11 protein-coding genes are annotated in these 13,622 nt (G+C 32.4%); 6 read left to right on the top strand and 5 right to left on the bottom strand.

Going from position 1 to position 13,622, the window contains the following annotated elements; genetic code table 11:
- Window positions 1–15: 15 nt before the first annotated feature.
- The 4 genes from ACTS9J_RS08550 to ACTS9J_RS08565 are packed head-to-tail and all read left to right on the top strand — an operon-like array spanning window position 16 to window position 6,337.
- The gene (locus tag ACTS9J_RS08550; RefSeq protein WP_416410499.1) at window positions 16–510 is read left to right on the top strand and encodes a GbsR/MarR family transcriptional regulator; all 495 of its coding nucleotides are present in this window, start codon (window positions 16–18) and stop codon (window positions 508–510) included.
- 7 nt (window positions 511–517) lie between these two features.
- The gene (locus ACTS9J_RS08555) at window positions 518–1,759 is read left to right on the top strand and encodes an efflux RND transporter periplasmic adaptor subunit (protein ID WP_416410498.1); all 1,242 of its coding nucleotides are present in this window, start codon (window positions 518–520) and stop codon (window positions 1,757–1,759) included.
- Between the two features lie 13 nt (window positions 1,760–1,772).
- On the top strand, window positions 1,773–4,928 hold the full coding sequence (locus ACTS9J_RS08560) for an efflux RND transporter permease subunit (RefSeq protein ID WP_448353129.1): 3,156 nt from the start codon (window positions 1,773–1,775) through the stop codon (window positions 4,926–4,928).
- 2 nt (window positions 4,929–4,930) lie between these two features.
- Window positions 4,931–6,337 (top strand): efflux transporter outer membrane subunit, encoded by a 1,407-nt coding sequence (locus ACTS9J_RS08565; RefSeq protein WP_219033973.1) that lies wholly within the window; start codon window positions 4,931–4,933, stop codon window positions 6,335–6,337.
- 57 nt (window positions 6,338–6,394) lie between these two features.
- Here ACTS9J_RS08565 and ACTS9J_RS08570 read toward each other — a convergent pair whose 3' ends face one another.
- The 5 genes from ACTS9J_RS08570 to glsA all read right to left on the bottom strand — a co-directional run bounded on the left by ACTS9J_RS08570 (window position 6,395) and on the right by glsA (window position 11,708).
- The gene (locus ACTS9J_RS08570; protein ID WP_291089852.1) at window positions 6,395–8,044 is read right to left on the bottom strand and encodes a B12-binding domain-containing radical SAM protein; all 1,650 of its coding nucleotides are present in this window, start codon (window positions 8,042–8,044) and stop codon (window positions 6,395–6,397) included.
- Between the two features lie 29 nt (window positions 8,045–8,073).
- Window positions 8,074–8,781, bottom strand: a complete 708-nt coding sequence (locus ACTS9J_RS08575; RefSeq protein ID WP_084106814.1) for a peptidylprolyl isomerase — start codon at window positions 8,779–8,781, stop codon at window positions 8,074–8,076.
- Between the two features lie 52 nt (window positions 8,782–8,833).
- Window positions 8,834–9,793, bottom strand: coding sequence for a YeiH family protein (locus ACTS9J_RS08580; protein ID WP_115000367.1), 960 nt, complete (start codon window positions 9,791–9,793; stop codon window positions 8,834–8,836).
- A 73-nt stretch (window positions 9,794–9,866) separates the two neighbouring features.
- Window positions 9,867–10,760: a LysR family transcriptional regulator gene (locus tag ACTS9J_RS08585; RefSeq protein WP_219033970.1), complete on the bottom strand. Its 894-nt coding sequence runs from the start codon at window positions 10,758–10,760 to the stop codon at window positions 9,867–9,869.
- A gap of 6 nt (window positions 10,761–10,766) precedes the next feature.
- Complete coding sequence (gene glsA / locus ACTS9J_RS08590) at window positions 10,767–11,708, bottom strand: glutaminase A (RefSeq protein WP_371875726.1); 942 nt, start codon at window positions 11,706–11,708, stop codon at window positions 10,767–10,769.
- Between the two features lie 184 nt (window positions 11,709–11,892).
- Between glsA and ACTS9J_RS08595 the strand changes: the two genes are divergently transcribed.
- Window positions 11,893–12,909, top strand: a complete 1,017-nt coding sequence (locus ACTS9J_RS08595; protein WP_219033968.1) for a YCF48-related protein — start codon at window positions 11,893–11,895, stop codon at window positions 12,907–12,909.
- A 246-nt stretch (window positions 12,910–13,155) separates the two neighbouring features.
- Window positions 13,156–13,572, top strand: a complete 417-nt coding sequence (locus ACTS9J_RS08600; RefSeq protein ID WP_115000360.1) for an OsmC family peroxiredoxin — start codon at window positions 13,156–13,158, stop codon at window positions 13,570–13,572.
- Window positions 13,573–13,622 lie beyond the last annotated feature (50 nt).

A 13,622-nucleotide genomic window follows, 5' to 3' on the forward strand; every position in this document is an offset into this window, starting at 1 on the left:
GTAGATTATACAATTATGAATATAAAAAATCAAGCATGTAATTTGGATCTTTTTTGCAGCTATAGTGCTTTTTTGGAGAGAACTTATGGTTTTCCTCCATTGACGGCTAAGTTGCAAGCATACATGATTTTAGAATCAGATGAGGAGGGATTTACTTTCGAAGAACTTCTTGAGATTTTTAATGTTAGTAAAAGTTCCTTATCAAACTCTATTAACTACTTACTATCGATGAAACACATCGAGTACATAAATAAAATTAATTCTAGAAAAAGATATTTTAGATTAAATTTTAATTATTTGACAGAAAAATTAGAATTTTTATTTGAAATGATTTCTCAAGATATAGGTTATACAAATCGAATAAAAGAACATAAACTAGCGAATAATACGCTTTCTAAAAATGTTGATAATAGAGTAGTTGATATTTATTTGGAACATCTTAATCAAACAAAAGTGATATTAGACGAGACAATACAAAAAATAAATAAAATTCAACTAGAAAATAAGTAAAAGTAATATGAAAAACGTTAACGTTATAATGGTTGGTGCTTTGGCAATAGCTTTGAGTTCTTGTGGAAAGAAAGACAATGTTGCTGCTCAACAAGCACAAGGTCCAACGCCTTATCCGGTAGTTGATGTGCCTACGAAAGTGGTAACGAGTTATGATGAATACCCTGCAAATATTCAAGGTATTGTAAATAATGATGTTCGTGCAAAAATCCAAGGATATATTACAGAAGTTTATGTTGATGAAGGTCAATATGTACAAGCTGGTCAACCTTTGTTCAAATTAGAGACAAATGTTTTAACTCAAAATGCGGATGCTTTAAAATCAGGTGTTGGTGCAGCGCAAGCTAATGTAAAAGCGGCTCAGGCTAATGTAAGTGCAGCAGAAGCGGCAGTACAAGCAGCTCAAGTAGAGGTAAACAAATTGACTCCGTTGGTACAGAAAAATATTATTAGTAATGTACAATTAGAAACTGCAAAAGCTAATCTAGCAAAAGCACAAGCGAGTTATAATCAAGCTGTAGCTGCTAAGTCTCAAGCGCAGGCTGGTGTTACTGAAGCTCAATCAAATTACAAAGGAGCTCAAGCAAATGTAGATTATTCTGTTGTTAGAGCACCTATTAGTGGAGTGGTTGGTTCTATTAATTCTCGTCAAGGTACATTAGTTGGTCCTACAGATCAAACTCCAATTACTACAGTTTCAAATACAAGTAGAGTATATGCTTATTTCTCTATGAATGAGAAAGAGTATTTAAACTTTATTTCTAAATCTGAAGGATCAACTTTAAAAGATAAATTAAACAAAATTCCAGCAGTTGAATTAGTATTAGCTAATGGAGATGTTTATCCTGAGAAAGGTAAAATACAAACTGTAACTGGTCAAATTAATCCAACAACAGGGACAATTGATTTCCGTGTTACGTTCAATAATGAGGCTAAGCTTTTGGCAAATGGTAACTCAGGGCGTATTCGTGTTCCAAAAACTTATGTTGATGTATTGGTTGTGCCAGAGGCTGCAACGTTTGAACAACAAGGTATGACTTATGTTTACAAAGTAACAAAAGATACAGCTTACGCAACGCCAATTACTGTAGTAGAAAGAGCGAATAATATGGCAGTTGTAAAAGACGGAGTGAAAAAAGGTGATAAAGTTGTTGCACAAGGTGTAGGAAAACTACGTGATAAAACAGCTGTTAAACCAACTCCAGCAAACTTTGATCAAATCGTAGAATCTACAAAAACGGTATTCTAAATTGTAAATAGATATGTTAAAAAAGTTTATTGAAAGACCCGTATTATCTACGGTAATTTCTATCCTTATATTGATATTGGGTATACTGGGGCTTATATCGCTTCCGGTAACACAATATCCAGATATTGCACCCTCTACTGTAAAAATTTCTGCTTCATATCCCGGAGCGAATGCAAAGACAGTAATGGAGTCTGTAATTATCCCGATAGAGGAACAGGTGAATGGGGTTGAAGGAATGGATTATATTTCTTCTACTGCCTCTAATAACGGTTCTGCTTCTATTGATGTTGTATTTAAACCAGGTGTAGATGGAGATATCGCACAGGTAAACGTACAAAACCGTGTGGCACGTGCTACACCATTATTACCTTCGGAGGTAACTCGTTCAGGGGTTGTGACACAAAAACAACAGACATCAGCATTGATGTTTGCTTCGTTTAGTTCAACAAACCCCAAATACGATGAGATTTATCTTCAAAATTATTTGAACATCAATATTATTCCAGCCTTAAAACGTGTAAACGGTGTAGGGGATGCAACTGTGTTTGGTGCGATGACTTATTCTATGCGTATTTGGTTAGATCCTTCTCGTATGGCAAGTTATGGTTTAGTTCCTTCTGAAGTTTCTGCAGCTTTATCTCAAGAATCTCTTGAAGCTGCTGCTGGTTCGTTAGGAGAAAACTCTGGACAGTCATTCCAATATACAATTACATATTCTGGACGATACAAGACAGAAGATCAATATCGTAATATTGTTATTAAATCTTTACCAAACGGACAGGTTCTAAGATTAAAAGATGTAGCAAATGTAGAATTTGGTGCTCAATCTTATGCAGGACGTTCTGCAATGGATGGGGATCCTTCTGCTGTATTTGCTGTTTATCAAACACCAGGATCTAATGCACAAGAAATTATTGTAAACTTGAGAGCTGAGTTAGAAAAAGCTTCTAAATTATTACCAGAAGGAGTTTCTTACACTATCTTAATGGATACAAATACATTCTTAGATGCGTCTATTTCTAAAGTTGTTCACACAATGATAGAAGCGTTTATCTTAGTATTTATTGTTGTATATATTTTCTTACAAGATTTCCGTTCTACATTAGTACCATTGATTGCGGTACCAGTGTCTATTATTGGTACATTCTTTTTCCTTAATTTGGCAGGATTCTCGTTAAACTTATTAACGTTATTTGCCTTAGTACTCGCCATTGGTATTGTGGTAGATGATGCCATTGTTGTGGTGGAAGCCGTGCATGCTCGAATGGAGTCTCATCACGAAGCTCCTATGGATGCAACAAAAAATGCGATGGATGAAATTTCTGGAGCAATCGTTTCGATTACATTAGTAATGTGTGCGGTGTTCGTACCAGTAACATTTATCTCAGGACCAACCGGAGTATTCTACAAACAATTTGGTATTACTTTAATTGTTGCCATTTTAATTTCGGCATTAAATGCCTTGACATTATCTCCAGCATTGTGTGCTTTATTCTTAAAACCACATCAAGAAGGAGAGCAAAAACGTAACTTTATTCAGCGATTCTTTGATGCTTTCAATGCTTCATTTGATCGTATGACACATAAATATGGTAATTCATTCAAATTTTTAATTAAACACAAATGGATTTCATTCTTATTGATTATTGTAAGTGGTTTAGGAATTTGGGGTGTTGGAAAGATGATGCCAACAGGTTTCGTACCAACTGAAGATAATGGGTTTATTATTGGTAATATCGAGTTACCAGCGGGTGCTTCTATGGACCGTGTATATGAAGTTGAAAAAGAATTCCAGAAAAAAATTGAAAAAATTCCTGGATTAGATAAAGCAACAATTATCTCGGGTAACTCTATTATTTCTGGAGCTGGTTCTAACTATGGTATGATGTTCATTAAATTGAAGCCATTCGAAGAACGTACAACAGATGCTTTATCAATACAATCAATCATTGGACAATTATTTGGTGCTGCAGCTCAAATTCCTGATGCTCAAATGATTTTCTTCCAACCACCATCAATTCCAGGTTTTGGTATGTCTTCTGGTTTCGAGTTGAAATTATTAGATAAAACAGGTGGAGATATTGCTGATTTTGATAAAGTTGCAAAGGAATATATTGGTGCTTTAATGCAACGTCCAGAAATTATGTATGCTCAAACATCTTTAAACACAGGTTTTCCTCAATACGAAATCGATGTTAATATTGAAAGAGCAAAACAATCTGGTGTTTCAGTAAGTTCTATTTTCTCAACTTTACAAGGATATATTGGAGGATTATATGCAGCTGACTTTACACGTTTTGGTAAACAATACCGTGTGTACATTCAAGCTTCACCAGATGATCGTATCAATGAAACAAGCTTAAATAAAATGTTCGTGAAAACGGATGCAGGTTCAATGACACCAGTTTCACAATTTGTGACTTTAAAACGTGTGTATGGTCCTAACTCTGTTAACCGTTTCAACTTATTTACATCAGCTAATATTACAGGAGCAGTAAAACCAGGATTCTCTACAGGTGATGCGATTACAGCAATTAATCAAGTTTCTGAACAAACATTATCTACTTCTTATAGTACTGACTTTACAGGTCTTACTCGTGAGGAGATTAATTCAGGTTCTCAAACAGCAATGATTTTTGCTTTATGTATCGTATTCGTGTACTTTATCTTATCTGCACAATATGAGTCTTATGTTTTACCATTCGCAGTATTATTATCTGTTCCTTGTGGTATGATGGGTGCATATTTATCTCAATGGTTAGCTGGATTAGAAAATAATATCTATTTCCAAATTGCCTTAATCATGTTGGTTGGGTTACTCGCTAAAAATGCCATTTTGATTGTAGAGTTCGCTTTACAAAGACGTGTACACGGAATGTCAATTGTTCAGGCAGCTATAGACGGAGCTAAAGCTCGTTTACGTCCAATTTTGATGACATCTTTTGCCTTCATTTTAGGATTAATGCCATTAGTATTTGCAACAGGTGTATCATCTGCTGGTAACCGTTCTGTAGCTACTGGAGCAGCATTTGGTTTATTGGTAGGTACAATTTTAGGTTTATTTGTTATTCCAGTATTGTTTGTTGTTTTCCAAACATTACAAGAAAAAGTTAAACCAGTTAAATTTGATCGTCCACAAGAAGAAATTGAACATAATAATTCAATCTAAAAATGAAAAAGTACAGAATATTTAATATTACTTTAATCGCAGCTGGATTGTTTGCTGTTCAATCTTGTTTCGTAGCAAAAGATTATCATCGTCCTGAAGCTGTTGTAAATGAAGCAAATTTCAGAACAGATGTTATTGCAAAAGACAGTGCAAGTGTTGCAACTGTTTCTTGGAAACAAATTTTTACAGATACTCAATTACAAGCTTTGATTAATCAAGGTTTACAAAATAATTTAGATATACGTTCAGCACTGCAAAATATTGCAGTTGCTGAGGCGTATGCTAAACAAGGTAAAGCAGGTTATTTACCAACTTTATCTGTAGGTCCGAAATATACGTTTACAGAAAACTCTCGTAATACTCAATTTGGTGCATTGATGTCAAAACGTGCACAAAGTCAATACGAAGTTTCAGGGAACTTAAGTTGGGAAGCAGATATTTGGGGTAAAATTAGAAGTAATCAACGTGCATCTGCTGCAACTTATTTGCAAACTGTAGAAGCACACAAAGCGGTAAAAACGCAAATTGTTGCATCTATTGCAAATGCGTATTACAACTTATTGGCTTTAGATGAGCAAAAAAGAATTTTAGATAAAACTTTAATCAACCGCGAGCAAAGTTTAGAAACAACGAAAGCTTTGAAAGAAGCTGGGAATGTAACAGAAGTTGCAGTTAACCAAACAGAGGCGCAATTGTTCAATGTGAAATCATTATTGGTTGATGTTGAAAATGGAATTAAGATGAATGAAAATGTGATGAGTATTTTGTTAGGAACAAATCCTCAATCTATTAATCGTACAAACTTAGCTTCTCAAAAAATTGACGAAAAATTATCTGTTGGTGTTCCAGCTCAATTATTAGAAAATCGTCCTGATATCAAAGCTGCAGAGTTTGGATTGATGAATGCTTTTGAGAATGTTAACGTTGCGAATGCAAGTTTTTATCCTTCTCTTTCTATTACTGCAACAGGTGGTGTACAAGGAATTGATATCGATAAATTATTTAGTGCGCAATCTTTATTTGCAACGGTGATCGGTAGCTTAACTCAACCTTTGTTACAACAACGTAAATTGCGTACGCAAAAAGAAGTTGCTTTAGCAAATCAAGAAAATGCTTTGATTAATTATAAAAGCAAAATCTTAAATGCAAGTAAAGAGGTTTCTGATGCGTTATACACATACGATGCAGCAACGAAGAAAGCTGAATATAAACAAAAAGAATATCAATTATACAATCAAGCAATTACCTATTCTGAAGAATTGTTAAACTACGGTATGGCAAACTATTTAGAAGTAATTACAGCAAGAGACAATGGGTTGAATGCTGAATTGAATGTTGTTGATGCGAAATTATCATCTTTATCATCAATGGTCGAATTATATCGCGCTGTTGGAGGTGGATGGCAATAAGCAATTCTAATCTTAAGAAAAAAACCTCTCAAATATTTGAGAGGTTTTTTTATACTTCTATTTCTCTAAAACTTCGCAATGAATAATATTGTGAGAAGTTCCTACAAATTCTATTAACCAATTTTCAGTAGTTTCTTCAATTCGATTTTCATCTTTCCAAATTAGATAATCAAATGAAATTGGAATCGAAACAAATTTACTTTTTGGATGAGAAGCAAGTTCACTCAAATCTTCTTCAATTTTTTGTTCCATTTCAAATAAATCTTTTGGTTTTGATTTATGAAAACTATAATAATCAATCGCGATTAATTCTAATATAATTTTGTCGTTTGTAAATGTTTGCGCAAAATCGTAAATCGTTTGAAAAACATCGTTCAAGGTATGTTTGTGAAACAAATGATGCTGCTCAAAATATTGTCCTAATCCCATCAAATAATCGAAAATAGAATACTTTTGACTAATATATTTCAGCGTTTCTGGCGTTCTTGGTTTGTTCCAATAAATCTCCAGAGCATTTTCTAAAGCAGTAATATTTTCTAAATCATTTTCACTTAAAAAATCACTTTTTATAATTTGATAAGGCGGCATTGGATCAAAATGGTAACCATAGTTTTCATATTTTTGACGAACTGGAGTCCCTTTCAGAAATTTCAGAAAACCTAATTGCAATTCTGGTGGATATAGTTTAAAGGTTTCTTCGAAACTAAATTTCAAATCATCAATATATTCCAAAGGTAAACCAACAATCAAATCCAAATGCATCTCGATTCGATCTTTTAATTGATTGATAACATTTGACGTTTTTTCAAAATTTTGCTTGCGCGAAACTTCTCGATTACTTTGTTGATTAACGGTTTGAATTCCGATTTCGAAACGGAAAAGATTTTTTGGCACTTTTTCGTTGATGAATTTTATAATATCAGGATGAACAATATCTGCTGTAATCTCGAACTGAAAAACATTTCCTTCACGATAATGATCCAAAATAAATTGAAACAATTCAATCGTAAAATCTCGTTTTATGTTAAATGTACGATCCAGAAACTTGATTGTTTTCCCGTGTTTCATCAAATACAACAAATTTTCTTTGATGGTTTCCATCGGCAAATAGCGCATTTTATTGTCTAAACTTGCCAAACAAAACTCACATTTATAAGGACATCCACGAGAAGTTTCGATGTAACAAACCTTCTTTTCCAAATCCGCTGGATTATCGTATTGATAAGGATTTCGACCTTTTAATCGATTAATATCAAATTGAATATTTTGTACATTGTAAACAACTTCGTTCTCTTTTTTGTAAACTAAATTCGGTACATTTTCTATTGCGGGATAATTTGCTGCAAATTCCTCGAACGGAATTTCTCCTTCACCTACAATGATATAGTCGATATAATCATTTGCAATCACATCATCATATTCGTAACTAACTTCTGGTCCACCCAACAAAATTTTAGTTTCAGGAGAAATTTGTTTGATTCGTTTACAAACCTCTAACGTCTGCGTAATATTCCAAATGTAGCAACTAAAACAGATAATATTGTATTTAGCGCATTTTTCTGCAACTTCATCAAAGTCAGATTTAATCGTAAATTCTTTCCAAAAAATATTTCCACGATGATGATTCAAATCGTACAAAATACGAATTGCCAAATTGAGGTGAATATATTTTGCGTTTAAAGTCGTTAATAAAATTGATGGTTGCATAATTTGTAATTGATTTGCAAAAATAATAATTAAAAACCAATCGCTGTGCCGCCCAAAGAAACACTTGTTTTGTTATATTTTGTAGGCGTTTTTTTCTTTTTCACTTTGATTGAAAAAATAACAGGTTCTAATGGTAATTCGTTCTTTGTTTCAACTTCACTAATTTTCATGACTTTGTCTAAACCTTTTGTAATTTCTCCAAAAACTGTAAAATCATGATCTAAACGAGGCTGTCCGCCATTTTTTAAATATTCAGCGCGTTGTTCTGCTGTAAATTTGATTCCTTTTTTAGTTTCCAAATCATCTAATTCTTTCGCTGTAATTTTTTTTCCTACAACAAAATAAATTTGATTGTAATAAGAAGCTTTTTCTTTATTTCCATCTCGACCAGCACCTAAAGCTCCCATTTTATGAAAAGCTTTCGGATTAAATTCTGGCGCTAAACGAATCGGTTTTTGCTCTGGATGTTCGGCTTCTCGCGCCAAAATAGGATCATCTAATTCGCCTCCTTGAATGACGAAATCTTTCACAACTCTGTTAAATTGTGCATTTGTATAAGTTCCTTTATTAATCTCACTCAAAATCAAATCGCGATGTTTGGGAGTGAAATCATATAACATTACATCAAATTTTCCGTAATTAGTTTTGAATTTTAAAGTATAGGTTTGCGCAGAAACAAAACTCGAAATTGAAAATCCAATTCCGAGAGCAATATTTTTTAATAATCGATGATTCATTGTAAATTTTCTTGTTCTAAAGATAACAACAAATATAGAAATCTGAATGATTTTAAGCTAAATTCATAATCATAATTAAACTTCCAACACCAATAATTACCCATAAAATAATCGCCATTAATAACGGTTTGTAGCCGATATTTTTCATCATTTTGAATGATAAACTTGTGCCGATTAAGAATAATGTAAGCGTAAGAGCAGCTTTAGATAGATCGATAATAATTGGACTAAATTGATGGACAAAAGGTACATAGGTATTCACACAAATAGCGATTAAAAATAGACCAATAAACCACGGAATATTAATTTTTGATGTGTTGTTTTTGAAAAACAATAAGGTTAAAAACGATAATGGAATAATCCAAAGTGCGCGAGCTAATTTCACTGTTGTAGCGATTTGTAAAGCTTCTTCTCCGTATTTACTTGCTGCTCCAACGACAGAACTTGTGTCGTGAATTGCGATAGCGCACCATAAACCAAATTCGTGTTGAGATAAGTTGAATAAATGTCCAAGCGGTGGGAAAATCAATAATGCAATTGAGTTTAATGTGAAAACTACTGCTAAAGCAACCGAAATTTGATTGGGTTTTGCTTTTGTAATTGGCGCGATTGCAGCGATTGCACTTCCTCCGCAAATTGCTGTTCCAGCGGAAATTAGGTAGCCTGTAGCTTTTTCAATTTTGAAGAGTTTGGTAAATAAAAATCCTAAAATCATCAACGTAGAAATACTTACAACGGTGAATACAATTCCTTCTTTTCCTGCTTGTATAGCCGAAAAAATATTCATTCCGAATCCTAAACCTACCACAGCAACTTTCAGTAAAGTGTTTGATACTTTTCGTGATTGTACTTCGTATGGATTTCCAAATATTTGCGCAACAACAAATCCTAAAACTAATGCGATAGGAGAGCTTATAAAAGGCATTAAACATAGAAATGCACAAATTAAAAAGATAACTTTTTGTGTAGTGAATTGTTGAAATAAGCCTTTTTCTGAATGTATAATTTTCATGATTTGAATAATTTTATGGTACAAATTTCTTGTACTTATTATTCAAAAAGAAATGATAAAAAGTAATCTATTATTACTTTAAGTTATAACTATTGCAAAAATTAATAAACAAATTCACCAATTTAGATTGATCACCTTCTGGAATGATAAAATTGAAATTACGTTCTATCACAAGGTTTTTAATGTCAATAATAGTTAAAGTTTGATTTTTAAGTTCTTGTAAAATAGATTGAATTGATAAAAACGCTAAAGCATCAGAATGTAACACATACGATTTTATACTTTCTGTACTTCCCAATTGAATTTCGATATTGAGTTCATTTAGCTTTATATTTTTCGATTTTAAAGCTAAATCAATGGTTTCTAAAGTTCCAGAACCAGGTTCCCGAAAAACCAACGGAATGTTCTTTAAATCATCTAATTTGATATTATTTTTGGTAAAAATAGAATGATTTTGACGAGAAACTAACACAATTTCATCTTTCATAAACGGAAAATAATGAAACGTTCTATTTTTGATTTGAGCTTCAATTAAACCGACATCGATTTTATGATTTCCTAATAATTCTTCAATTCTTTCCGAATTTTGAATCACCAAACTCAATTGAATTTCAGGAAATCTTTTTCGAAATTCTGCCAAAATAGGAGGTAATACATATTGCGCAATTGTCGTACTTGCACCCAAACGTAAAATTCCTTTTTGTTTTTCTTGTAATTGCCCAATTTCAAATTCCATTTTTTGATAAACAGAAAAAATTTCTTCTGTATATTTTAATAGAATTTCACCAGCTTTGGTCAATTTTATTTTCGTCCCATTTCGTTCAAATAACTTAATGTTAAGATTTAATTCAATTTCTTTAATGTGTTTTGTAACAGCTGGTTGTGTTATGTTTAATTCGTTTGCTGCTTTCGTGAAATTCAATCGTTTAGCAACCGTATCAAAAACTTTTAATCTAAAATCGAACATAAGAAATTATTGAAATAAGCTTAAATTGTATTGCTTTACCAAATCCAAAATCATATGATATCCAGCTGCGGAATTCCCATGTTCGTCAAGTGCAGGACTGAAAACGCCGATACCAATTTTGTTTGGAACGGAAACGGTAATTCCGCCACCAACGCCAGATTTACTTGGTAAACCAACGGTGCGTGAATATTTGCCACTAAATTCATACATTCCAGCAGTCAACATTTGAGATTGAATTAACTGTGAGATTTCTGGATTTTTATACGTTGCATCACCATCAAAACGTGTGCATTGATGCGCAAAGAAATAACCAATTTTAGCTAAATCTTCGGCAGTTACTTCGATAGAACATTGTTTGAAATAGTTGTTCAACTTTTCTTCATCACCTTCAATCAAGCCATTATTTTTCATCAAATAAAACATTCCACGATTTTTGTGTCCCGTTTCTTTTTCAGAATTATAAACGGATTTGCTATAATCTATCGAATTATTTTTGGTGATGTAGCGAACCATTTCAAGGATTTTTTTGAAAGGAATTTCACCTTCACCATCAATCATAGAAGTTGTTAAAATCGCACCAGCATTCATCATTGGATTCAGAGGTTTTCCTGTCGTTTCAAGGTTTGCGTAATGATTAAATGGTTTATCTGTTCCGAAATAACCCATTTTAGAAAATACATTTTTCTCCCCTTTTTCTGTAACAGCAATCATCAACGCAATGATTTTAGAAATACTTTGAATTGTAAATTTTTGATTGATATCGCCAACATTTATCACTTTACCATTTTCATTAACTACAGAAAAAGCAATTTTATCCGCTTGCATTTTTCCTAATTCTGGAATATAATCGGCAACTTTTCCTTCTTTGTAAAAAGCTTTATTTCTCTCAAGAATATCGTTTAATGTTTTTTCATTAATCTGTAAACTTCTCGAACTATTTTTTGACATATTTTGTCCATAAACAGTTTGATTAATTGGATTAAAACATGTTAAAGTAAGACTTAGAAGTAATGTTGAGAATGTATATCGTTTCATTTTATTTGATGTAAAACACAAACTTAAAAAATATTTGGTTGATTCGCCGAGATAAAATAGTTTTATATAAAATGTAGAATCTAAAATTTATAAAAAAATGAAATATTTCGTCCTATTGTTATCGAGTTTGTCTTTTGCGCAAACCTATCAAGTGATTAATGAGGAAAATTCGTCTGTTAGTTACCGAGGTTTGGCTTTTCAGGATGCAAAAACGTTTATTGTTTCTGGCTCAAAAAATACAATTGGTAAAACGATAGATGGTGGTAAAACATTTAGTTGGATTAACCCGAAAGTTGTTGAAAATAGAGATTTTAGAGATGTAGAAGTTTTAGGAAAAGATAACTATTTAGCTTTAGGAATTGATTCTCCTGCTTATGTTTTGCAAACGAAAGATGGCGGAAAATCATGGAATAAAGTGTATGAAAATAATGAAAAAGGTATTTTTTTAGATGCAATTTATGTGGATAAAACTTCGAAAAAGATTATTGTCTTGGGCGATCCAATGTCGCCAGATAAACCATTTGTATTAACGTCTTCGATTACTGATCCGACAAAATGGGAAGTTGCAAAATCGCTTCATGGTCAACCTTTGCGTTTAAAAAATCCGAAAGAAGCTTTTTTTGCTTCAAGTGGAAGTAATTTGTATGTAGATGCAAAGCAAACCTTGATTGTGACAGGAGGAGAGCTATCGAATTTATACTATTATACGCCAAAAGGTGGTCAAATGTATGCGTTAGAGAAAACAAAAAGTTCTACTTCTGGAATTAATGGAATGGCTTATGACGCAACAAATAATGTAGGATATTTGGTTGGTGGAGATTTTACAAAACCAGAAGATTCGAGCTATAATTTCTATAAATTTAAGTTGACAAATGGTAAAATTGCTTTTCAAGATTCATGGAAATATCCAACAGGATATAAATCTGGCGTAACAATTATTTCAAAAGATAAAGTCTTGGTTTGTGGCTATTCTGGAGTGGATTATTCAGCAGATGGAGGACATAATTGGACAACTATTACACAAGATAGTTACAATACGTGTACAGTTTCGCCAGATAAGAAATATGTGATTTTGGTTGGGAATAAAGGAAAGATAGGAAAAGTTACGTTATAAAGATTTTCTAAAATTAAAATTAGATTAGAAATTGATTTTCAATTTTATAAATATTAGTTTCTTAGTAAATTTGAATAACCTAATACAATTCATAGTAAAGGGTGGTTAGTAGTTTTTTTAGTAAAAGTTCAGATATTTTTTATCTGAACTTTTTTCGTTAAAATTATTCTTAAAGTTGAGAATTAATTCTTCTTATGATTTCATAATCTTTAACTTTAATAAAATTCAATCTAAAAAATATTCAAAATGAAAAGAAGTGCAAAAGCAGTTTGGAATGGTTCGGTTACAGAAGGATCAGGAACATTAACCACACAAAGTACAGTATTAGATAATACGCAATATTCGTTCAAAAGTCGATTTGAAGAAGGAGTAGGAACAAACCCAGAAGAACTTCTGGCAGCGGCTCATGCAGGTTGTTTTACAATGAAAACTTCTGCATTACTTGGAGACGCAGGTTATACAGCAGAAAAATTAGAAACCGATTGTAAAATTGTTTTTGAAGGAGGAAAAGTTGTTCGATCAGAATTAAGTTTAACAGCAAGTATTCCTTCGATTACAGATGAAGAATTTCAGAAAATAGCAAAAGAGGCAGAAGAAACCTGTCCGATTAGTGTTTCATTTAGTTTCGAAAAAGTGTTGATTTCTGCAGTTTTAGTTGAATAAATTGATAGAATCAAAATAGAAAATCCAACAAATTACTTGTTGGATTTTTT

Source organism: Empedobacter sp. ULE_I140, from assembly GCF_053482575.1.

Excerpts from the sequence above, each read along its gene's own strand:
- ACTS9J_RS08575 (WP_084106814.1), bottom strand. The coding sequence starts at position 8,781 with ATGAATCATCGATTATTAAAAAATATTGCTCTCGGAATTGGATTTTCA.
- ACTS9J_RS08595 (WP_219033968.1), top strand. The coding sequence starts at position 11,893 with ATGAAATATTTCGTCCTATTGTTATCGAGTTTGTCTTTTGCGCAAACC.
- ACTS9J_RS08600 (WP_115000360.1), top strand. The coding sequence starts at position 13,156 with ATGAAAAGAAGTGCAAAAGCAGTTTGGAATGGTTCGGTTACAGAAGGA.
- ACTS9J_RS08550 (WP_416410499.1), top strand. The coding sequence starts at position 16 with ATGAATATAAAAAATCAAGCATGTAATTTGGATCTTTTTTGCAGCTAT.
- ACTS9J_RS08560 (WP_448353129.1), top strand. The coding sequence starts at position 1,773 with ATGTTAAAAAAGTTTATTGAAAGACCCGTATTATCTACGGTAATTTCT.
- ACTS9J_RS08570 (WP_291089852.1), bottom strand. The coding sequence starts at position 8,044 with ATGCAACCATCAATTTTATTAACGACTTTAAACGCAAAATATATTCAC.
- ACTS9J_RS08585 (WP_219033970.1), bottom strand. The coding sequence starts at position 10,760 with ATGTTCGATTTTAGATTAAAAGTTTTTGATACGGTTGCTAAACGATTG.
- ACTS9J_RS08580 (WP_115000367.1), bottom strand. The coding sequence starts at position 9,793 with ATGAAAATTATACATTCAGAAAAAGGCTTATTTCAACAATTCACTACA.
- ACTS9J_RS08555 (WP_416410498.1), top strand. The coding sequence starts at position 518 with ATGAAAAACGTTAACGTTATAATGGTTGGTGCTTTGGCAATAGCTTTG.
- glsA (WP_371875726.1), bottom strand. The coding sequence starts at position 11,708 with ATGTCAAAAAATAGTTCGAGAAGTTTACAGATTAATGAAAAAACATTA.
- ACTS9J_RS08565 (WP_219033973.1), top strand. The coding sequence starts at position 4,931 with ATGAAAAAGTACAGAATATTTAATATTACTTTAATCGCAGCTGGATTG.